This window comes from Microbulbifer maximicatervae (SeqCode) (assembly GCF_052467505.1).
The window spans coordinates 2,081,298-2,103,731 of the sequence record NZ_CP174313.1; the positions used below are offsets into that span (position 1 = coordinate 2,081,298).

Annotated in this window: 16 protein-coding genes and 2 pseudogenes; 7 read left to right on the forward strand and 11 right to left on the reverse strand. The window is 42.9% G+C overall.

Annotated features, from left to right (window positions below):
* Positions 1–105: 105 nt before the first annotated feature.
* Positions 106–912, forward strand: coding sequence for a sulfotransferase family 2 domain-containing protein (locus tag ACJJIN_RS09140; RefSeq protein ID WP_444897795.1), 807 nt, complete (start codon positions 106–108; stop codon positions 910–912).
* Positions 913–1,331: 419 nt separating this feature from the next.
* Positions 1,332–3,470, forward strand: coding sequence for an alginate lyase family protein (locus ACJJIN_RS09145; RefSeq protein WP_444897796.1), 2,139 nt, complete (start codon positions 1,332–1,334; stop codon positions 3,468–3,470).
* A gap of 21 nt (positions 3,471–3,491) precedes the next feature.
* On the opposite strand, the gene ACJJIN_RS09150 is transcribed toward ACJJIN_RS09145, so the two are convergent.
* From ACJJIN_RS09150 to ACJJIN_RS09160, 3 genes are read right to left on the reverse strand one after another with little or no spacing between them, the layout of a single operon-like run.
* Positions 3,492–4,871, reverse strand: a complete 1,380-nt coding sequence (locus ACJJIN_RS09150) for an MFS transporter (RefSeq protein WP_444897797.1) — start codon at positions 4,869–4,871, stop codon at positions 3,492–3,494.
* Between the two features lie 52 nt (positions 4,872–4,923).
* The gene (locus tag ACJJIN_RS09155; protein ID WP_444897798.1) at positions 4,924–6,303 is read right to left on the reverse strand and encodes an MFS transporter; all 1,380 of its coding nucleotides are present in this window, start codon (positions 6,301–6,303) and stop codon (positions 4,924–4,926) included.
* A 39-nt stretch (positions 6,304–6,342) separates the two neighbouring features.
* A complete protein-coding gene (locus tag ACJJIN_RS09160; RefSeq protein WP_444897799.1) occupies positions 6,343–7,728 on the reverse strand; it encodes an MFS transporter in 1,386 nt (461 codons plus the stop codon).
* A 199-nt stretch (positions 7,729–7,927) separates the two neighbouring features.
* Between ACJJIN_RS09160 and ACJJIN_RS09165 the strand changes: the two genes are divergently transcribed.
* Complete coding sequence (locus ACJJIN_RS09165; protein ID WP_444897800.1) at positions 7,928–8,398, forward strand: hypothetical protein; 471 nt, start codon at positions 7,928–7,930, stop codon at positions 8,396–8,398.
* A 197-nt stretch (positions 8,399–8,595) separates the two neighbouring features.
* Positions 8,596–9,819: a hypothetical protein gene (locus tag ACJJIN_RS09170; RefSeq protein WP_444897801.1), complete on the forward strand. Its 1,224-nt coding sequence runs from the start codon at positions 8,596–8,598 to the stop codon at positions 9,817–9,819.
* A gap of 514 nt (positions 9,820–10,333) precedes the next feature.
* Here ACJJIN_RS09170 and ACJJIN_RS09175 read toward each other — a convergent pair.
* Positions 10,334–11,284: pseudogene (locus tag ACJJIN_RS09175) on the reverse strand (IS5 family transposase).
* Positions 11,285–11,478: 194 nt separating this feature from the next.
* Between ACJJIN_RS09175 and ACJJIN_RS09180 the strand changes: the two are divergent.
* On the forward strand, positions 11,479–12,564 hold the full coding sequence (locus ACJJIN_RS09180; protein ID WP_444897802.1) for a hypothetical protein: 1,086 nt from the start codon (positions 11,479–11,481) through the stop codon (positions 12,562–12,564).
* Between the two features lie 341 nt (positions 12,565–12,905).
* A complete protein-coding gene (locus ACJJIN_RS09185) occupies positions 12,906–14,132 on the forward strand; it encodes a hypothetical protein (protein WP_444897803.1) in 1,227 nt (408 codons plus the stop codon).
* A gap of 180 nt (positions 14,133–14,312) precedes the next feature.
* Here the strand turns inward: ACJJIN_RS09185 and ACJJIN_RS23415 are convergent, their stop codons facing one another.
* The 5 genes and pseudogenes from ACJJIN_RS23415 to ACJJIN_RS09205 form a co-directional block, all read right to left on the reverse strand.
* Positions 14,313–14,741 (reverse strand): hypothetical protein, encoded by a 429-nt coding sequence (locus tag ACJJIN_RS23415; RefSeq protein WP_507019904.1) that lies wholly within the window; start codon positions 14,739–14,741, stop codon positions 14,313–14,315.
* 81 nt (positions 14,742–14,822) lie between these two features.
* Positions 14,823–16,100 (reverse strand): annotated as a pseudogene (locus tag ACJJIN_RS09190) (sulfatase-like hydrolase/transferase); the annotation flags it as partial.
* Positions 16,101–16,343: 243 nt separating this feature from the next.
* Positions 16,344–17,717, reverse strand: a complete 1,374-nt coding sequence (locus ACJJIN_RS09195) for an MFS transporter (protein WP_444897804.1) — start codon at positions 17,715–17,717, stop codon at positions 16,344–16,346.
* A gap of 924 nt (positions 17,718–18,641) precedes the next feature.
* A complete protein-coding gene (locus ACJJIN_RS09200) occupies positions 18,642–18,809 on the reverse strand; it encodes a hypothetical protein (protein WP_444897805.1) in 168 nt (55 codons plus the stop codon).
* Between the two features lie 695 nt (positions 18,810–19,504).
* Positions 19,505–19,825, reverse strand: coding sequence for a hypothetical protein (locus tag ACJJIN_RS09205; protein WP_444897806.1), 321 nt, complete (start codon positions 19,823–19,825; stop codon positions 19,505–19,507).
* 735 nt (positions 19,826–20,560) lie between these two features.
* Here ACJJIN_RS09205 and ACJJIN_RS09210 point away from each other — a divergent pair.
* On the forward strand, positions 20,561–20,740 hold the full coding sequence (locus ACJJIN_RS09210; protein WP_444897807.1) for a hypothetical protein: 180 nt from the start codon (positions 20,561–20,563) through the stop codon (positions 20,738–20,740).
* A gap of 36 nt (positions 20,741–20,776) precedes the next feature.
* On the opposite strand, the gene ACJJIN_RS09215 is transcribed toward ACJJIN_RS09210, so the two are convergent.
* Positions 20,777–21,073, reverse strand: coding sequence for a hypothetical protein (locus tag ACJJIN_RS09215; protein ID WP_444897808.1), 297 nt, complete (start codon positions 21,071–21,073; stop codon positions 20,777–20,779).
* Between the two features lie 10 nt (positions 21,074–21,083).
* A complete protein-coding gene (locus ACJJIN_RS09220; protein ID WP_444897809.1) occupies positions 21,084–22,430 on the reverse strand; it encodes a polymorphic toxin-type HINT domain-containing protein in 1,347 nt (448 codons plus the stop codon).
* Positions 22,431–22,434: the final 4 nt, after the last annotated feature.

Below are 22,434 nucleotides of genomic sequence, written 5' to 3' on the forward strand. Positions count from 1 at the left end.
AAAACCCGCCTAAAGGCGGGTTTTTTAATTTCCGTACAATATATTAAACTTACCCTTCCATTACTTCAGACCAAGCCTTTCAAAAACTTAGCAGTACTTCATCAAATGAAAAGAATGTTAAAAAAGTTGGTTCGCCCATCACTTGCTAGACTCCCGATAAAATTAACCTCCCCACCTAAAATTTTCTTTTGTCACGTACCAAAATGTGCCGGTTCCTCCCTCAACTCTGCCATTAGCTCTCAATACTATGAGCCCAACAAACTAGACACTTTTGGTATCAAACGAGCAGTAAACAAACGTACAGCAGACATATTAGATATCCCAATGATGTCGGTACGAGAAATCGTAATGGTCCACAACTTATCAATAAAATCGAACTATTACGGCCGAGGTCATTCATATTGCCGCCCAAATGTCGTCAAAAGTTTCTCCGGCGAGTGGAACTTTTTGACGGTACTGAGGAATCCTGTTGATAGATGGATATCTCTCTATACCTACAATACTTACAAGAAAAGTCAGTGGGATAAAAATACACTCTCTCTAAATGAATACTTAGACTCCAAAACTGGGGTTAACGCTGGAAAAGAGTATCTTCAATATTTTTCTAACTTTAATAATCGAAATCCATCAGAACATATTGCAGAGGCCCTGGATAACCTCCAACAGTTTTCCATTGTAGGCACAACTGGCCACCTTGACCTACTAACACAGCAGATCGAAGAAGATTTTGATATACAGTTGAACATCCCTGAAATCAACAAGAACCCCAACAATAAACTGGCCCAAGAAATAAAATCCGACCTCAAAACCATTAAAAAGATCGAAGATATCTGCAAATACGACATAGAAATATTCGAACGATTTACAGAAAAGCATGGGTCAATATTTTCAGCAAAAGAAAATCGTCAGTAGAAAATAAAAGAGCAAGAGCGGGAGTAAAATCGACTTAGTCAAAAAAATACAAATCCCGCCCACCTTGGCCTAAGCCCAGTAAACCCAATCAGCTTCTCGCCTCAATTAATAAACATAAACTAACCATCCTATCCACCGCAAAGAGAATTGTACTTCACTAAAGAAGAGAAGGTTTAAGTGGAACCCTGACTCAGGTTAGAGTTCAATACGTTAACGTCCACACCTTAGTCAATTGGAGATATCTTAATTTACGGCTTAGCCGTTAATTGGCGTATTTTATAGCGCCGAAATCCCAATCAAAAATCAAACCTGCTATATTAAGCCCATAATCACACGGCTAAATTGATATCAAAGGCATTTATCGTACCAGCCAACAACCATTAAGAGCCCTCGAACTGAACCAAAAGACATATCTATATATGCAGAAGCCCACCAAGCCCAAACAAAGGATAATAGTCGCCCACAAAAAGGCCTTTTGGTTACAGTGGCAAAATCGCTGGATATTTTTTATTCGTAAACTCAAAAGAAAAATACTAAAATTCTCCAGAACTCTAATCCGTATCATCATTCACAGAAATCGTTTCTTCCCAACCTTTTACTTTCCTTACAACCGCCCACCCTACCCTAAAACCACACCAATCAATACCCACCTAAACACATCAAATAATATCCAGACCTTTATCCTCTACAGAATCATCGGCAACGACTTAGCTCCCCGGCATAGTGTGGGACAGTCCCGCAAGAATCTGGAATTTATTTTGAAGCATGAGTCGGTACTCGACAACTGCAAAAAAGTATTTATCCTCAATCGAATAGTCGACCCTAATGAAGAAGCAGCCATCATTAAACTGCTCGACGACCATCAACAAACTTTCATCAGAATCCCCTTTAGTTGGGACGACTACAGAAAAGTAGAGTGGAATATTCTCGACCACCCCATCATCTATGCCCCCTATAAATTAAAAGGGCTACGATTACGTCAGGACTTAGCGACTCAGGCAGAGCTGAGCCTTTACCGCTATAAAAATAATTATGTAATGAACAATAATGGGGCCAGAAATCTCGCCCTCCAGGACGGCAAATCAAAAGCCGACTGGATTTTACCTTGGGACGGCAATTGCTTCGTAACCCCAAAAGCCTGGCAAGCAATAAAGCAACAGGTACTTCACAACAACGCTTACCCCTACCATGTTATTCCAATGACAAGACTGCTGGATAACCAATCCATTCTATGTGAAAACTTCAAACCAACTCCCACTGAAGAACCACAAATAGTATTTCGATCTGATAGCAGAGAGATTTTTGATAGCCGCTACTGCTACGGCAGGCGCCCCAAGGTAGAACTTTTATGGCGGCTAGGCGTATCGGGGAAATGGGATGAGTGGGCGATTTTCCCATGGGATCTCCCCTGCCCGGATTACTCGGAAGCCGCAGGTCACTATACTCAAGGAGGCTGGGTAGCCAGGCTATTTTCCGGAAAGCCGCACCTGGAGCGGACAGATCAGCAGTCCAGCCGGGATCGAGGAACAACTCGCTCTGAAGCTATCCTTGCCATGCTGGATCACCTCGATGATTCCTGCTTTTCCGCCGATACAAGCGCCCCTGGCAGCAAGTTGGCCGCAGCAAACAGGTGCGACCTTCCCTACCTAATGCTATTAAGAGAGGCCACGCAAAGGTCGGTAAAAGCAAAACAGAGGGCGCGATCCAGTTCGATTAACAGCCTGCTTCAGGATTTGACCATTGTCGCCCTTGCGCAATCCAACTGCTCGAAGCAGGAATTCATTCAATTTATCGACAATAGCCTCATCAAGCTATTCCCCAACAAACATGAAACGAAATACAGCAAACAATTACAATCTGTAAATCCCAACCTACTGGTCTACACCCTCTCCAATTTCAAAAAACTGAAACAAGAACAGCAGATTCGTCTGATAGGAGTTGAGCGATTAGACTACCATCTGGAGCAATACTTTAACTGGTTGATAGATAGTCATCGCGGACAATCAACACGCCCAAAACTTGGGCATCTTGGCACACAGTATGATTTACAAGTTGTAGCTTTAGCGCTCTATCTCAATCAAATACAAACTGCCAGAAAAACTCTCAGGGACTCCCGCTTCCGAATATTAGAGCAGTTTGATCACTCGGATAACCAAGTATCGAAAACCAAGAGTAAAAATAGTGTTAATTTTGAATGCCTCAATCTTCAATCATGGATTTATCTTGCCAGTCTTGCAGAAACAATTAATGAGAATCTCTGGAACTTCACGACAAGAAATGGGGCTGGCATCCAGCAGGGAATAGATAATTTTCTACAAGCATTCGAAAACAACAAGGGCGCCAAGTATTTCGACCGGCAGAGGCTGACCCCAATAGCCCATGCCTACAGACAATATTATGGAGATCTAAAAATAATAATTAATGCCGTACCAATCAGTCAATGCAAACCTGTTTTCCCAATTGAAACGGGAATTTTTCCATTTTGGAACCTCGACAAAGAAGCACAAAATTTACCTTTAAAGGCTGCCGATCAATTAACAACTGAAACGGAAAGGTAGATAATAGATAGATTATTAAAGTCAAACTTCAGGCTTTTTATCCCCGACAAATAAAATGCAAATAATAAAAGAAAACATGGCGAGATAGGCATTTGCAGTAAATGCATATCCAATACCCGATGGCATATCAGTGGCCATCGCCACTATCGTTGTATTCAACCCCAACCCTACGGCACCACCCGCTATTTGAAACATAAAAATGATTGCACCCGCTAAACTTGCCCTACTGCTATCAACAACCGTTATAGCTACAGTTGTAATGGTGGAATTGAACAAACCAATACCAGCACCCAATATCACAAGCCCAGGAACCAAAGACATATATTGAGTATCCTTGTGGATATGAGATAGAAGATACATTCCCAGCGTCATCAATAAAGTAGCTGTCGATACTATCTTCTTTGCTCCAATCACATCATATAGCTTCCCTGCCGGAAAGCCGAAAACGCTAAAGGAGAGCATCATAGGGATCAGCCCCATCCCCGCCCTCATTGCGGAGGTACCACGAACATTGGTTAGGAACTGTGGAATAAAAAACAATCCAGCAAAGAAAAGCGCTGAAATCAATAACGTAGCAGCAGAGGCGAAGACAAACCGTTTATTCCCAGCCACATCCGGTGGAATCAACGCCTGAGCCCCAACTCGCTTCTCAACGACACTAAACAAGCATATAAGTAAGAAAAAGGCAGCGATAAGGCCGAGGACCAATGGGCTTTTGAAACCGACATCAACCACAAGATCAAACGCCAGCAGCAAGGCAAATAGAGCCATCGACAGCGAAGTGATTCCGGCATAGTCAATACGTTCATCACAAGCTTCTGGAGAGTCATCAGGAATCACTCTCCAGCAAACATATAAGGCAACTGCTGATACCGGCAGGTTAATAAAGAAAATCCATCTCCAACTGGCATAATCTGCCAGCGCACCACCCAACAGTGGTCCAACTGAATTGGCAATACCGCAAACAGTAATCACCAGCCCTCCAGCCAAACCCGCACGCTTTTCAGTCATCAGGCCATAGGTCATACCCAGGATCGACGGCCACATCATAGCCCCTCCAATCCCCATCAGTGCCCGGGATATCAATAACATTCCCATATTAACTGCAATCCCACCGATAAGTGAGAACGCCATAAATAGCAGGGTTCCAATAAAGAATACCCTCCTCCTGCCATACATATCGGCAAGGCGACCACCTGAAATAATCAGTACTCCAAAGACTAAGGCGTAACCATTAATGACCCACTGGGTTGTTGTAAGGTCAGAGTGGAACTCGTGCTCCATTGCCGGCAGCGCGGGAGAAAAGGCCGTAAAATCATTGGCGACAAGGAAAATAGCAAGAGACAGAGCCAACATTCCAAGGTATAAATTCTTATCTAAGAGACCCTCTTGTCTTTCCATTGCGTAAACCTATACTTACATATACATAAACCAATTGACATACAAAATGACGTTAAGCTTTTTCTTCCTTAGACCCTATAAATAAAACGCAAATAATAAAAGATAACATCGCCAAGTATGCGTTTAATGTAAATGCCTGACTAATCCCATAAGATATATCACCAGCCATTGCGACTATTGTGGTATTCAGGCCCAACCCCACTGCACCACCCGCTATTTGAATCATAAAGATTATTGCTCCGGCCAAACTTGCTCGGCGCGGATCAACAACCGATATTGCAAACGTGATTATAGTAGAATTGAATAAGCCAATACCCGCCCCCAAAATTAACAACCCGGGAACCAAGCGAATATATTGACCGTCCTGATAGATATGAGACAGCATATATAAACCTAAAGCCATTAATAGTGTTGCTATGGAGACAATTAGCTTGGCTCCCAGCACCTTATAGACATTACCAGCAACAAAACCAAATACACTAAATGCCAACATAAGTGGAACCAATCCCAGACCTGCTATTGTTGCAGAAGCTCCATGGACTTTACTTAAATATTGCGGGATAAAAAAGAACCCCGCATAGAAGAACTGGGCAATTAACAAAGCGACACAGGCTGCAGTGACAAAAGACTTGTTTCCTGCTACATCTGGAGGGATTAATGCCCCCTCAGCTGCTCTCCCCTCAACCAATATAAAGAGGCAAAACAAGAGAAAGAAAGCCATAAACAGTCCAAACACCAGATAGTTTTTAAACCCCACATCGACTACAAAGTCGAAAGCAAGCAGAAGAGAGAATAGTGCCGATGACAGTAGAGCAACTCCTCGATAATCTAACTTCTCTATAGGCACATTTAACGAATCTGGTGGAATCACTCTGAAGCACAGATAAAGAACCACTAGAGAAAGTGGTAAATTAATAAATAGAATCCATCTCCAGCTGATATAGTCGGCCAGGAAACCTCCCACTAATGGCCCTACAGAATTTGCTATACCGCATATCGTAATAATCAGTCCACCGGCCAACCCTGCATTCTTCGGTGTCATCAGACTGTACATCATCCCCAAAACAGACGGCCAAATCAGCGCACTCCCCGCCCCCATAAATGCACGGGAAACCAACAGCATCCCCATACTTCCAGCAATTCCGCCCAAAAACGAGAAAAACATGAAAATTAATAACCCGACAATAAATGTTCGCCTCCTACCATACATATCAGCCAGACGACCTCCTGAAACTATTAACACACCGCAAACCAATGCGTAAGCACTAATTACCCATTGACTCGTAGTAAGATCTGACTGAAACTCTTGTTCAACCACAGGCAGTGCCGGCGAAAATGCAGTGAAATCATTGGCCACAAGAAAGATGGCCAGGGACAGCGCGCCTAGGCCAAGATATAGATTACTTTTCACCGAGGGCTTTTTATCAACCACACCTAAAACTCGGCTTATTCTCAGTAAAAATAGCTGCCATTAATGGATCGTTTTTGTAGAATGACCAGAAAAGAAAATCATGGAAATCAAGAACCCAAGTAGTGCCAGATAAGCATCAACCACAAAGGCCCGCTCAATCCCAACAGAGATATTTGGAGCCATCGCCAGTAAAGTCGCATTAACCCCCAGCCCAAGTGCACCACCCACAAATTTAAACATATAGATAATCGACCCTGCCAAACTGGAATCACTCGGCTCAACTACGCTAATTGCCGCGGTAACAATCGTAGGGCTATATATGCCAATACTGCTGCCTACTATCAAAAGCCCAGGAATGAAAAAAATATAAGATACTTGGGGCTTTATAGCCGACAGTAGGAATAGCCCTATACACATACCCAAAGCGCCAGAACAAATCAAAATCTTGGCGCCCAACCGCTCGTATAAAGTGCCAGAAATATAGGCGACAACACCAGAGCTGACCATTAATGGTAACAAAGCCAACCCAGCCCCAAAGGCAGAAAAGCCCTTCACCTTGATAAATAGCTGCGGGATATAAACCAGGGTTGCAAAGAATGCGATAGCAACAAAGAACATACTGAGTCCAGCGGCGATAAAGCCTCTATTCTTTATCAACTCACCGGGAATTAGTGCGTTATTCGGATCAACAGTTTCAACACCAGCAAAAACTATCATGAGAAATATGGAAAGTACTAATAGACCCCACACATAGATGTGGGACAAGCCATACTGAACCACCAGATCCATAGCCAGGAGGAAACTAAATAAAGACCCACAGAGGGTAATAACACCCCAATAATCAATTTTCTTAGTGCTTCTCTGCGTATTAGCTGGAGGATATTTTCTCAAGCACAGAAGAATAACCAGCAGAGCAATGGGAATATTGATAAATAATATCCAGCGCCAGCTAACAAAATCAGCCAACAGGCCACCAATCACTGGGCCACTGGCATTGGCCAACCCCGTTGTAGTGAGAATCAATCCTCCGGCCAGCCCGGCCTTTTCCCTGGGCAAGAGGGAAAAGACCATGCCCAGGATCGCAGCCCAGGCCAAGGCGCCTCCCAACCCCATCCCAGCACGGGCGAATAATAACGTCCCTATATTTTCCGCAAACCCACCAACAAGGGAAGATGCAGTAAAGATATAGATGCCGGTAATAAACATTCGCCGGCGACCATAGATATCAGCCATCCTGCCCGTAGACACAATCAAAACGCCATACACCAGGGTATAGGCATTAACGACCCAATGAATGGTGGTGATATCGACATTGAATGTCTTTTGAATTGCCGGGAGTGCCGGCGAAAATGCCGTATAATCATTGGCAAGAAGAAATGCCGCCAGTAGCAGGGCAAAGAGCCCCCAGTAGTGAGTGGGAGTTAAAGAGCTTTCATTGGATGCCATCGATTAAATCTACAGGTACTTTATATCCAGTATGGTGTATTTGTTCCAACACCCACCCCAGCAAAGCCTCAATTCGTAATCAAAAATCAATATAATTCGAGCCACTATCACATATACATGACAACAGCTAATGATTACCATTAATTAAGCTACATTCCACTTGAAAAAACAGATTTAAACGAGCTTCATCAATAAGTACATGTCTACAAATTATTACAAAGCGCCTAAGGCCAACCTGGAAAGTAAAACCACTCCTTCGCCCAAAACTATATCCTTCCTTATTGCCCTTAAAGCTACTGCGCTAACCTGTGTCGTATTGCCAACTATTATTGCGGTTTTTTCCTTGCCAGGTACTTCCGGAATTCAGATTCTTAGTGGCACAGTCCCCATGCTGACATTCTATCTGATGACCACCCTGATATCTTTAATCGCCACCCTAACCTACGGGAAGCTTATTGAGCACTTCCTGTTAAAGATGCAGAGATACAACCGAGTTTCTATGATGTTGGGTGGTGCTCTTCCAAGCATTCTCCTTTGCTGTGCAGGAATAGCAACAACAGAATCAGGTTTCTTCGGTCTCGCATTTATTATCGCTTTATACTCAATTCCCATTGCCTTTTTATGCCATTATTTTGTTGAAAAATCTGGCAAAGATGTAAAGAGCGCTTAAAGGAACCTGCCTCTTCCCCCCTCCCTCAGACGAAGAATTAAGAGCCTCCGATCACCTTTGGGAATTTCTTCTCAGAATATTGATAGTTAATTCCCAGGGAAAACACCCGGCCCATAATCAAAAATCGGAGGGTCATCCTATAACGTCATCCAATATCATTTTAACGATAGTGCTTTGGATGTCAGTGGTAGCTTTGGGTGAAAATAATTCAAGTAATTACCCAGGGATTTGAGAGCCGTCTTTGCCTAACCAGCTATTCAGCAGAGTCCCAAATCGACAAACAGGCAGTAATCCGCTTGATAGAACTTAATATGTTGATTTGTAAGGAAATAGATATGAAAACTTACGCCTCCATTGCTGCGGCAGTCGCTATAGCCATCAGTGGGCACGCTGCCGCCAATACTACCATTGTCAATCAAAATGGCGTCGGGAATTCAGCCCTGTCCAACCAGGTTGACCCATCCACGTCAGGTAACTTTGCGATATTCACACAAATCGGTGACAACAACTCATCGACCACATCTCAGGTAGTCAACACTACGAATAGTGTTATTAACAGCACTCAACTTGGCGACAACAACACTGTTTCATCGATTGATCAAAGCGACGCTACTACATCAACTGTTACCGTACTGCAAAATGGCCAAACCAATTTGTTTAATGCGCTTCAAATTAGCACTACTTCAAGCACTTCAACAACGACACAAACTGGCACCTCCAATCAATATACCACCGTACAAACTAACTCATCTTTGGATAACACCGTAATCACCCAGAATGGTGACTCCAACATGGGTTCCATGGTTCAGTCATCCTCCTCTGGGAATGGGCTTTTTATTACCCAGCTTGGAACAACTAATACCGCAGGAGCAGCTCAATCAACTGAGACTTCCGGCACCATCACGGTACTTCAAGATGGCACATCAAATATGTCGGGAAGTACACAATCTCTCGGAACAGGGAATACTCAAAGTACAACCCAGGTGGGAACGAGTAACACCTCATTAGTTCTTCAATTTACCAGTGTCGGAGATTCTGCTGAATTAATACAGGAAGGTGATTCAAACGATGCAGATATTGAACAAGATTTAGGCGCGGGCAATAGTCTCTACGCTGAACAACTAGGCACCACCAATACGGTCATGACCTTTCAAACTGGTGCGGGTAACGATGGTGAAATTCTCCAGGATGGATTAAGTAACTCAGCAGATCTATCACAGGATGGCGACTTGCTCGTAGCCTATATAGAACAAATCCAGACTTCGAATACTGCAACAATTACCCAAACATCAACCAACAATAATGCCAGTACTATGCAGATGGGTTTCGCCAACACCCATGACACCACCCAGGCAACAAGTGGAAACTCAGCAACTGCTACCCAGCTAGGTACCAGTAATACAGGTACCATCTTGCAGTAATTTATCGGCCGGCTCCTGTGAAACTCAATCTGGAGCCGGCCATACCTAATGATATAGTGATATTTACTTTGCTATAGTAAATCTTTCAACAATTAAAGCTTCCAAGCTTTACCCTCCCCTATTTTAAATGCATAAAAGAAATGACTAACGTCATTAGTCACTTCTTTTTTATGCAAGACAAACTGCAATACAGGCCTGCAACTACCTCTTTAGGGATTTCTTCTCAGTAGATTGATAGTTAAATCCCAAGGAAAATACTCTGCCCATAATCAAAAATCGGAGGGTCATCCTATAACGTCATCCAATATCATTTTAACGATAGTGCTTTGGATGTCAGTGGTAGCTTTGGGTGAAAATAATTTAAGGACCCTCTGATCAACGAAGCATTTTTCCAGAATTAAGCTGAGCTGCTTGAAAAATTCACTTTATTACGCACAAACGCGTAATTTGCGCGTAATAGTCCACTAATTTTTCATCTGAAACCCTCAATAGGTGGATTTCAGGCGAACCACCCCTAGGCAGCCAAGTATTTTCTCCCTATTATTAAGTTGGTAAAGCCTGCCAGTAAGCACAGCCTCTCAGTATTTTTTACCAGTCCCCGATAGCGGACCTTGTCATAACCAAATACCCGTTTGATGTAGCGGAAGGGGTGCTCGACCTTCGCTCTTATCTGCGCCTTGATCTTTTCCGCTTTACGAAGTGCATCACGCCCTGGAAGAGTTTTTAGCTTGCTCGGCTTCATTGCTATATACCAATCCGCCTCCCGCTCTTTCAACTCTTCACGTTTCTCCGCACCAATGTACCCAGAGTCTCCCCAGATTCTTTTCTCCTCCCCGTGGAGAACTCGCTCTGTAGTTGTGACATCATGCGAATTCGCTGCTGTTGTATCTATGCTATGTATTACTCCGAGCACATCATCAACCCCGATATGCATTTTCATTCCAAAATGCCACTGATTGCCTTTCTTTGTTTGATGCATTTCTGGATCACGTTTTTTCTTTTTATTCTTGGTTGAAGTTGGCGCAGAGATAATAGTGGCATCTACAATCGTACCTTCACGCAGTACCATGCCATTCTCAGCAAGATGCTTGTTGATTTCATCAAAAAGAGCTGCACCTAGCTGATTGAGCTCCAGTAAGTGGCGAAAGTTAAGAATCGTTGTTTCATCGGGAATTGGGCCGCTCAAAGTCAATCCAGCAAAACTACGCATGAATTCAATTTCATACAGTGCATCCTCCATAGCGGGATCACTGAGATTATAAAATAGCTGCATGCAATGAATACGGAGCATGACACTCAATGGATATGGCTGTCGGCCACGTTTGCCTTGTGGATAGCAAGGAGTGATCTGAGCTTCTAGTCGCTGTCATGGGATGAGGGCTTCCATTTGAGAAAGAAACTTCTCTCGGCGAGTTATACGGCGCTTTAGCTTATATTCTGCTTCGGCAAAGGTGACTTGGTGCATAATTCATCGTAGTCTTGATGGGTAGGTGAATATTACCAATATTGGCTTGGAATTATTCAGAGGTTCCTTAAGTAATTACCCAGGGATTTGAGGGCCGTCTTTGCCTAACCAGCTATTCAGCAGAGTCCCAAATCGACAAACAGGCAGTAATCCGCTTGATAGAATTTAATATGTTGATTTGTAAGGAAATAGATATGAAAACTTACGCCTCCATTGCTGCGGCAGTTGCTATAGCCATCAGTGGGCATGCAGCCGCCAATACTACCATTGTCATTCAAAACGGTAATGGAAATACAGCAACATCTAACCAGAATGATCCATCAACATCTGGCAACTTTGCAATATTTACTCAAACTGGCGACAACAACTCATCCACCACCGCTCAGACAATCAACTCTACAAACAGTATTATCAATAGCACACAAATAGGTGATAACAACACCGTTTCATCAATTAGTCAATTTGACACCACCACTTCAGCCATTAATGTACTGCAAAATGGCCAAACCAATCTCTTTTTTGCCATGCAAAGCAATACGATGACAAGCACATCAATAAGCACACAAAATGGTACATCTAATGAAATGGTAATTACACAATTTGAATCCAACTTAGATAATATGGTTGTTACCCAGACAGGAGATTCAAATATAGGCGTGCTCGGACAAGACCAAACATCTAATACTTCCCAAATTTTAAATCAGCAGGGAATCTCAAACGTAGTCGGAGGCATTCTAGGTAACGAGACGTCTAGTGTTGGCATAATTTTCCAAGATGGAACCTCGAATATTGCAGACTCTATTTTTGAAAATGGTTCGGGGAATTATCAAAGTACCATACAGCTAGGCCTTAGTAATACATCATTCACTAAACAATCCTCTGCATTTAACAACACTTTTAATCTGCTACAGGATGGTGACTCTAATGATGCCCATGTTGTCCAGGAGTATGGCTCCGACACCTCCATTGAGGTCATACAGCTTGGCACAACTAACATGGTAATGACGGACCAGACTGGATCAACTAATGAGGCAGGACTTGAACAAGATGGCCTCAGTAACACCGCAGACCTCTCTCAAGATGGAGACCTGCTTGTAGCCTTTATGGAGCAGGTTGGAGATTCTAATGGAGCTACGATTACCCAAATTTCTACAATGAATACCGCCAGCACCATGCAAATGGGTACAACTAAGACCCATGATACTACTCAGGCAACAAGCGGAAATTCTGCAACTGCTACTCAAGTGGGAACCAGTAACGTAGGTACCATCCTGCAGTAATCCAGAGGGCGGTATCCGGATAACTTCAATCGGAGCCGGCCAGCCGAGAATTTCTACAGCTTGACTTTCACTTGAAAATCAAGCTGTTATACCTCAAACTTTTCACTTACAATTTTCCAATGAGCAAGAAAAGTAGTTGACTTAGTTAGCCTGCGCCTTTCTTGCTCATACAAAAATTCAAAACAAACCTGCACCGTCTTTCTGAGGATTTATTCTCAACATATTGATATTTAATTCCCACGGAAAATACTGCTCACCTGGCCGAAAATCGTTAGGTCATCCTACATCATCACCCAATATCATTTTAACGATAGTATCTTGGGTGTGAGCAGTAACTTTGGATGGGAATAATTCAAGTAATTACCCAGGGATTTGAGAGCCGTCTTTGCCTAACCAGATATTCCGCAGAGTCCCAAATCGACAAGCAGGCGGTAATCCGCTTGATAAAGATTAATATGTTGATTTGTAAGGAAGTAGATATGAAAACTTACACCTATATTGCTTCGGCACTTGCTTTAGCAATCAGCGCGCATGCTGTCGCCAATACCACGATTGTCAATCAAAATGGCTCCGGGAATACAGCAACAGCCAACCAAGCTGACCCCACCACGTCGGGCAACTTTGCGATATTCACTCAAACCGGCGACAACAATTCATCGACCACATCACAGATAACCAACTCTACAAATAGTGTTATCAACAGTACCCAAATTGGCGACAACAATACGGTTTCGACGATTGATCAAGACAATGCGACCACATCAACAATTACTGTACTGCAAAACGGTCAAACTAATTTGTTTGACGCCTCCCAAACCAATACCACATCGGTAACTTCGACAACCACACAAATTGGCACTTCCAATCAATTCACCACATTACAAGCCAATTCCTCCCTGGATACTGCCGCTATTACCCAAAATGGTGATTCCAATATCGGCTCAACTATTCAATCAAGCAGTTCAGGAAATGGGATTGTTGTTACCCAGCTTGGAACATCCAATGAAGTCGACGGTACTCAGGCAAACGAATCCTCTAGCACGGCAACTGTATTTCAGGATGGAACATCAAATATGGCTACCTTTTTTCAGGTCGCCAACGGATCGGGGAATATTCAGAGCACAATCCAGTTAGGGACAGGTAATACCTCACTCATAACACAATTTACATCTACCGGTGGTACTGCTGAGCTAATACAGGATGGCGATTCAAACGATGCTGATCTTGGGCAGCAGGACGGCCTCGGTAATAACCTTTTTGCCGAACAACTGGGTACAACCAATATGGTTTTTGCCATTCAATTTGGTGACAGTAACGATGCTGAGATCGAACAGGATGGCTTAAGCAATTCCTCTACGCTATTCCAGCTTGGAGATTTACTGGTTGCCGATGTGGAACAGATTGGAAATTCTAATACGGTTACGATTAACCAATCAATGACGATGAATACCACCAACATTATGCAAATGGGCACAACAAACACCCATGATACCACCCAGGCAACATCTGGAAACTCTGCAACCGCTACGCAAGTCGGCACCAGTAACACAGGCACAATCTTACAGTGATCCACAGGCCGGCCTCCAGAAACACGAGCGAGACCGGCCATTTTGTTTGATCTATCGAGGCCTGTATCTCAAGAGAATGACTCCCGCCACCCTATTTAATAGCCGTCAAAATATTACATATTTATACGGCTCAAGCATAAATCCACTCATAGAGTTAAAGCTACATTTCACGGTTCAACTCTAAGGCCAGGGATACTTACCAGTACCCTCTTTCTCAAACTGCTCCAACTTCTCTTTCGCCTGAGGTAAAAGGTTATATATTGGCGGATTGTTGGATATGAAACCGATCTTGAATTGTGGGGGGTATTTGATGAGTTCTTTCATGTAGTCCCCTGCTGTTGTCATCACCGGCACAAGCATTGGCAAATGACGCACACCGATAATGACATCTTCCTGAGGATTGGAATAAAGGTTAAATAACATTGCCCCGCCACTCTCAACAAAAATGGGACCACTGAACCCGCCCCAGTTTCCCCTCTGTACGACACCATTTTCGATTTCTGCCGTCCATACATATTTGAACTCATCAATACGCATGGCAGAAAAATACTGATTCATCGTATAGGGCCGACTACGGCGTGCAGACTGGCCATTATCCGCCAATAGCATTCCCGTTTGATCGATACCATCGATATATCGATTTTCATTAACAAAACTTGCCACCCCCCTACCGGGCTTGCCCGCTATTGAAATGGCTGTGTTAAAGAGATCAGCCAGATCAAACAACCCTTCAGTTCGGCGCGGCTTTATCATCCCCTTCCAATAGGCAAATGTCGGCACTCTTACTCCACCCTCCCAGCTCGTACCTTTACAACCCCGGAATGGGGTTCGGCCATAAGGGGGAACCTCGCACTCGGGGCCATTATCCGAGGTGAAGAAAACCAGGGTGTTATCCAGCTGGTTTGTCTCCTGCAAAGCACTAAATAGCTGTGCAAGTACATAATCCATATGCACCATACAGTCGCTATATACTGTACGAGCTCGCGATTTCCCTGCCCATTTATCAGATGGATAATTATCAAAGTGACAACCTCGGGGGGCGTGATACAAAAAGAATGGCTTTTCAGAGCTTTTCACTTGCCTAATGAAATTTACACTGTATTCCATCCATTGGTCATCGAGCACCTTGACATAGTCCAGATCAATCAAATGAACATCTTCACACCGCTCCGTATCCTGCGGCGTACAGTGTACTTCGCTATGACTAAAAGGCTCCTTCTGCATCATGGCAAAGCGCTCTGGAGACAATGCCACTTCCGGATTAAAATAGATGTCTCTCCATTCCGTATACATATCTGATACACCGAGAAATCCTCGGTAATCGTCATAACCAACGTTCTGCGGTAGCGATCCCTTATTTTCACCAATATGTCATTTTCCGACCCCCTGGGTAATGTATCCCAGCTTCTTGAGTATGGCGGGCAATGTGACTGCGCCATCCAAACCGCCGGCTTCACCGTACATAGGCGGGCGCAAAATGCCATGGTGCAAGGGGTTCTGACCGGTATGAATCGTTGCCCGTGTTGGCGAGCATGAAGGTGTTGAGTAGGCAGAGGTTAGAATAAGACCCTCATTCGCCAATTTATCCATGGTGGGTGTGGCATTGCCGACAGCAATACCTCCACCATTAAAGCCAACATCCATCCAGCCCACATCATCAAGTAAGAAAATCAATATGTTGGGCTTTTTGCCAAATTTCTCCTCCAGAAGAGCCAGCTTCTGTCTAGCCTGCTTTTCCTCTTGCGGATGCTGAATTACCGGATACATATTGTCAGCCAGCTTTACTGGCTTTAAATGAAGAAACTGATCTGGGTGACTGTATCCAGGTGCAGAGGTCGGTCCCGTGGTGCTTCCCCGCAGGTTTTCTGCCTGGACAGTAAAACTTGATATGACAAAGATTGAAGCAAAGTAAGCAATAGAAAGTTTTCTGCGAAAGAAACACAGCCAAGACAGCTTCATATCCGACATCCCGTTGACGTAAATATTGACTTGCGGCCGCTAAGAGCACAATGCCGTAGAAACCACCAAAGTTAAATTGCCAATAGCCTATACGAATTAAAATAGAGATAGCTTTCCCTAATGTTAATTTAAGAATAGCTCTGAGTGCCGGCCATATACTTTACAAAAATATTTGAAAGATGTAAGAAGACGAATACGCCTGTGAAAGACAATAAAAAGCTAGATTACCAGGAGTGAATAGATAACCCTTTATTACCTTCCCTTCTTCTCTTGGAAGAAGAGGAGTGAAATCAAGAAACCTATCAGAACAATAAACCCATCTACCAGTAGTGCTCGGTTTACACCGGTAGCAATATCCGGCGCTGATGCCAATATGGCTGAATTGATCCCCAAACCCACAGCGCCACCTAAAAAACGAAACATATAGACAATAGCGCCAGACAAACTGGATTTACTGGCCTCTACGGAAGTTATTGCGGCAGTCACAGCGGCAGGACTAAATATACCTAATCCAATGCCAATCAATAGCATGCCCGGTACAAAGACCAGATAGACGATATGATTACCGTGAACCGAGAGCATAAAAAGCCCCAGACTCATCGCCAGAGCACCTGAGCAGAGCAGCAGCTTTGGGCCAAGCCGTTCATGAATTGCTCCAGATACAAAGGCAAAAACGCCAGAAGAGACCATAGCTGGCAACAAAGCCAATCCAGCCTGAAATGCGGAATAATGATGCACGCTAATAAAAAGCAGAGGGATATAGACAAGGATTGCAAAGAACGCGATAGCGACAAAAAAGACACTAATTCCTGATACCATAAAGACACGATTAATTACCAGACTCGCTGGAATAAGTGCATCCTCCGCCATTCGCTTCTCGACAAGTATAAAACTCATTGCAGCGATTACAGATATAACCAACAAGCAGAACACCAAAAATCTAGAAACACTAGGCTCAACAATAAAATCCAAGGCGAGCAGAAATAAAAACAGCGACAGGGAAAGAGTCAATATACCCAGATAATCAATGTGATCCTCTATTTTTTTATGCTCCTCCGCCGGGTACTTTAAAACGTACAAAGACACCACCAAAGCAGCAATTGGAATATTTATAAATAAAATCCAACGCCAGTTAAAAAAATCTGACAAGATCCCACCAACAACTGGCCCACAGGCGGTAGCCACACCTAATGCCGCCAAAACAAATCCGCCAACAAACCCTGCCCGATCAGATGGCAATAGGGTGTAAGCCATGCCCAATAAGGCAGACCAAGCTAAGGCGCCCCCCAACCCCATCAGTGCTCTGGCGACCAACAACACCTCTATTTCTCTAGAAAGACCTCCCAGTAGTGATGACAGACAGAAAATTACAATCCCAATCAGGAATGTATTTCCACGCCCATAAATATCCGCCAAACGTCCACCAGTTACTATAATGACCCCATAAGCCAAGGCGTAGGCATTCACTACCCAGTGCACAAATGATAGGCGTATAGAAAAGGTTTTAGCGATAGCGGGGAGAGCCGGTGAAAAGGCGGTAAAATCACTAGCGATTAGGAATACTGTCAGAAAAAGGATTAATAGGCCCCAGTATTGGCTTGTAGAAATACCACTTACTTTTACCATTTTATTCGCACGAGCAATTTAAGTGCCTAAAATTTACACTTTAGTCTATATTCTAGAACTATTTTTCCTGAGCATCGTTTCACCTCTAGAGATTACTCATTTTATCAATGAAGACAACCACAAAGAAAAGTAAATATTTATAACTATATTTCTCATAAACTCTTAATCAAGCTACAAGTAATATCTTAGCACCTCACAATGCATATTATATCAATACACCCCCTACAAATAAAGTTTACGCCACAACGGCCAAGCTCTACGTGTTGCCGCCCCCTACGAGCCCAAATTATAATGAAAAATTAAAATAAGATAATCAAAAAGGATTACACCTCGAATAATGAGCCCTCCAAAAATTAACCCCTTGAAAACACCAATAAATCACCACATTAAAATAAAGCTAAACCGCTAATCTTTAATTATAAATCAATAGCGACTGGTAGATTTAGCACAAACCGTATGGTACTGCTGAATTTTTCTCAATGGATATTAAGATCGGGATAGTGAAGACACCAATACTTAGTAGAATCTGCCTAACTCCAACTTCAGCCTATATTGAAATCAACAGGCTCGAACCCTAAATATTTCACTTTACTAGATCACGAAATTAGAAAGGAAGATTCATTTTAGCAGGCATCTGAAATTCTGATACTTGCCTTTGCTCCAGAAAGGCTTATACTAAAATTCAAAAGAACCTAAAAAACAAGCATCCAATTTTCAAATACGCATACAACAACTGCTGTAATTTTTTGCGGCAATATTCCATCAAGCAATTTCCACAGCATTATTATTCAACAAGCATAAATTGAAACATCTGAGAAACAGTCAGTATCATCCTTGCAACTTCAAACATCCACTTTATTACCAGAAATTAGAGCAGTTGTTGCCAGGGTAAAACTCCTCTGAAATACTCCCTCAGCCCCTGCATTAACTATGCTGAAATCTTATCTTCCCAGAGCAGTTATCTGTATTTGATGAATACCATACCCAAAAAGCATCCTCATTCTGTGAAGTCGATGATGCTTTTGTTACTGTAACACCTTTGGTAAGGTATCCTTCACCAGCATAAGTATTTATCGGAAGAAGCGAAAACACTAGAGTCAAGCACTTTTTTACATAACCCTTAGTAGGCTTAAAATCAATTTAACGGTATTTTAGCAATTTCACAATATCCCATCACCTTAGAAAGACTAAGAGAAATATAAGGGATAGCTGGCTATGGCCAGAGCCTACAATTGACACTTACGGTACATTTTTAGGTAATCTACAATCTTACACGGCTAAGTAGATTTATTTAAGGCTACAGATCTGTATTTTTGCGATCTGTAAAAACCAACATCTGAATATAACAACAGAACCCTCTTTCAATCTGCCCTCTATTTGGCTAGACGGGTGATATTTAGAGCCATATAACGACGTCTTGTTAGTGACAATATCTGCTATATCATAGCCGATATCCAGAAGTTTGCTTATTGAGGTAGGTAGAATCCAAAAAAATGTAGAGTGAATCTAGACTAAATGCGATAAACAAGGAGTATACAGCATCGATAATTACTGGTGCTTTCTTTCCGTAACATGCAAATAGGTTATGGCCTGATTCCTAACTGCTATCATTTCTTACTGTTTTATCCACGTTTACTATATTTTTTCTTGTAGTATAACTATGACTCCTTTCACTTAAACTTTGTGCCAAACTAAAAGAAAAGTACAGCCAGGGAGAGCGCTACCTGTTATCTCTAGCGCCTCCCTCCAATCAATGACTAATGTTAATTAATCATTGCTATCACAACTTAGTGAATTCTGATATAAAGAATCTGAGGATCTTTTCCGCAGCCTGTTGTAACCTCAGGATCATATGTCACCAGCACCTCTCTATCCCCCATTAGGGCAGCCAAGGTGATAGAGAGAATATCAGAAGATCCTTCGTCATCTTTTATTCTAAACGTTAATCGTTCCTTCGTTGTATTACTCTCTAGCTGCACAGTGCGGCAATTCGGTACTCGATGCCCTTCAGTAAATATGATTTTACCTTTAACGTTTGTTGACTCAGCTAGAGTACAAGAGGCAAAAGCCATCAAGAATATACCACCAACAATCTTACCCAGATTCACTTTGATCAAACTCCATTTAATATTAAAAATAGAATTATCTCACCTTACCTAAATAGAATTCAACATTTTGTTTTATAAGTGTAACTAACTTTAAACTTCATCCGCCTTACTTCCCTAGGGGACTCACCTTGAATTTAACCGAAGCTCTATAACACAAGTGCCAGTTTAAGATCATGAGATAAATTCCACACTTTTTATTGACGACAAATTAAGCTTCGCTTAACTTGCAAGAGTAATATCTAATCTTCAATAAGCCATAGGTTAAAGGTCGCATTAAGGCTCAAGCGACGATCAAGAGCCTTGTGATATAGGGCTTTATATCGATACCAAGTTCACTAAAAGGCACCTCTTAGAGAAGAGGTAATCAATTACCGGGGAAAAACATTCTCAAAGCATCCCGCCTCAAGCAACAGAACATCCCGGCTTCGTATTGACGCTACCTCAACCGAAATTTTAGTGTCGGTTTATAAACCGGTAGAGAGTGTCTGCCAAGACTACACCCAGCTGGATAACCGCTGGGTACATCGCATTAGTGGCTTTCAGAGCTTTTTCTCTGCCAAACTCACTCTACTCAACCCCATGTTAGAAAGCTGCTGATGCCGATTTCTTGCCTAAAAAAGCTCCCTCAAAGACTAAGTATCTACTTCTTGGCAATCCCCCTTTTTTTCCGCTAATTTAGATAAGATAACTATCGAAGCTAATGCCAGTAACGATAGTGGTATCTACCTCTATTCTATGGGTGTCCAAGACTACTATAAGTCAGGCGCTCGCCTGCACCAAGCTAAAAACCCCACCCCGACCGATAGTGAAGCCCCTTGGCAACAACTCATGGTATTTAACTATGTGATGTTTGAAGCTCTAGATGCTATGCAACAGGAAAAAACCACCGGCAACCAAGCCCCGATCAACTGCTGAGTAAAACAGCAAGCCCGGCATCGCCGGGCTTGCTTATTAGTTGGACTGGATGATTGACTTTACCGTATTACAATCAAAACATAAAAACGTATATATCATTCCACAATCAGCAATACAGTAGTCATCATTAATTGAATCTAGCTGTCCGTAAAATGACATTTGCTCTCCACAATCTTCACAAACTGGAATATCTTCACCCTGAATAAAATCGGGCTCTCCACCAAGCTTGTGCCTAGAACCAACTTCATCATCAGCCCATTTAAAACCAGGTAAGCTCTTTGCTTCATCGTTTAAAGCTTTCGGCTCAAGTTGAAAAGGAGGAATCTTTTTCATGCAATATCCTTTACTTTTTATATGGATGAATCCGCGAATTGTTTAAACCGAAGTCATCCATCATTCTACCTAGTTGCTGGTAAACTTCTTTGGTAGTTGCATTTGGATTTTTATCTATAAACTCCTGCCACCTTTTGTTCCAACCACCAGGCATCTTGCCAAGTCCTCTACCATGAACACCTTTTAAGTGTGTCTTCTCACCCAGAGTCACTGTGTGCAGATCAATATCAATTCCTCTATCTTTGAAGAATTTATTAAACTGCCTCGGAAGCAAGTGATGGTCCATTACCTTTGCGGGAGGTAAAGCTTTTACTCCCTTTGTAGCATCAAAATCACAGTGATTATGAACCCAAACATCCGTCTTACCAACAAAGTAAGTATGGTCAGTATCTACTGTAAAGTTATAGGCATACTGTGGTGAATCATTAACAGTTATACCAACAACTTTAATCGCACCTTCAGCAGAAGACCCCGCAAAGACGGTATCAATCCCAACTTCACCCGCCGGCAACCATCCCTGCCCAGCGATATAGAAAGGGTGCTCCGCAGTGGTGGTAATCGTTTCCTGAATACCATTCTCATCAACAACTGTGAATGTAATAGTTTCCTGGTGCCAATCCTTAAAGGTATCAGTAACTTCCCGCCAGCTTAGCTCACCGGTAATATCATTTTTGGACAGAACAATATCGCCTACCTGAACTTCAATGATGGCTTTATAGCCATCCTGGGTCAGGATCAGTGTTTCTGGTGTAAAGCTACAGCCGCCGCCCTTCTTGTAAAGCTTTGCTACTCGATTGAATTTCTGCAAAGTTTTGGCTGGGTTTAGCATACCAACTGCTGCTTCACCCATTGCCCCAGTCAGATTAAGAGAGCCAGTCTCTGCATAATTCAGCGCTGCGGTCAGGGCCACATCAGCAGCAAACTTAATAGCAAAGTTTAAGAACTCCCCATCCGGGTCATTATATTTATAGGGGTTATTATTCGCATAGGCGTAGCGGTTCATTCCCTGAATAGGGTTTCCTCGCTCTAAATGCCCCAGATACCCCACCGGGTCCATAGAGTAAAAGCGGCCAATTAGTGGATCGTAATAACGGGCCTGCATATAGACAAGTCCCGTATTGGCATCCTCCGCATGCCCCGTGTAACCGCGGTGATTCAGGCTTTGCTCATCACCCGCTTTTTTACCATAGGGCTCGTAGGATTCCCTCCATAGAAGCTTGCCTTCTTTATCAGAAGCCGCCACGGGGGAACCCAACATATCATTATGGTAAAAAGTTAATTTTTCTTCTGCCGCAGCAAATGTGGAGAAAAATAAAAAACATAACAGAATAACTGATGCCATTATACTTTTCATCATTCCT

Coding starts and splice junctions, on each gene's coding strand:
- ACJJIN_RS09140 (WP_444897795.1), top strand. CDS start 106: ATGAAAAGAATGTTAAAAAAGTTGGTTCGCCCATCACTTGCTAGACTC.
- ACJJIN_RS09145 (WP_444897796.1), top strand. CDS start 1,332: ATGCAGAAGCCCACCAAGCCCAAACAAAGGATAATAGTCGCCCACAAA.
- ACJJIN_RS09150 (WP_444897797.1), bottom strand. CDS start 4,871: ATGGAAAGACAAGAGGGTCTCTTAGATAAGAATTTATACCTTGGAATG.
- ACJJIN_RS09160 (WP_444897799.1), bottom strand. CDS start 7,728: ATGGCATCCAATGAAAGCTCTTTAACTCCCACTCACTACTGGGGGCTC.
- ACJJIN_RS09165 (WP_444897800.1), top strand. CDS start 7,928: ATGTCTACAAATTATTACAAAGCGCCTAAGGCCAACCTGGAAAGTAAA.
- ACJJIN_RS09180 (WP_444897802.1), top strand. CDS start 11,479: ATGAAAACTTACGCCTCCATTGCTGCGGCAGTTGCTATAGCCATCAGT.
- ACJJIN_RS09185 (WP_444897803.1), top strand. CDS start 12,906: ATGGGAATAATTCAAGTAATTACCCAGGGATTTGAGAGCCGTCTTTGC.
- ACJJIN_RS23415 (WP_507019904.1), bottom strand. CDS start 14,741: ATGCTATTGGCGGATAATGGCCAGTCTGCACGCCGTAGTCGGCCCTAT.
- ACJJIN_RS09195 (WP_444897804.1), bottom strand. CDS start 17,717: ATGGTAAAAGTAAGTGGTATTTCTACAAGCCAATACTGGGGCCTATTA.
- ACJJIN_RS09210 (WP_444897807.1), top strand. CDS start 20,561: ATGGGTGTCCAAGACTACTATAAGTCAGGCGCTCGCCTGCACCAAGCT.
- ACJJIN_RS09215 (WP_444897808.1), bottom strand. CDS start 21,073: ATGAAAAAGATTCCTCCTTTTCAACTTGAGCCGAAAGCTTTAAACGAT.
- ACJJIN_RS09220 (WP_444897809.1), bottom strand. CDS start 22,430: ATGATGAAAAGTATAATGGCATCAGTTATTCTGTTATGTTTTTTATTT.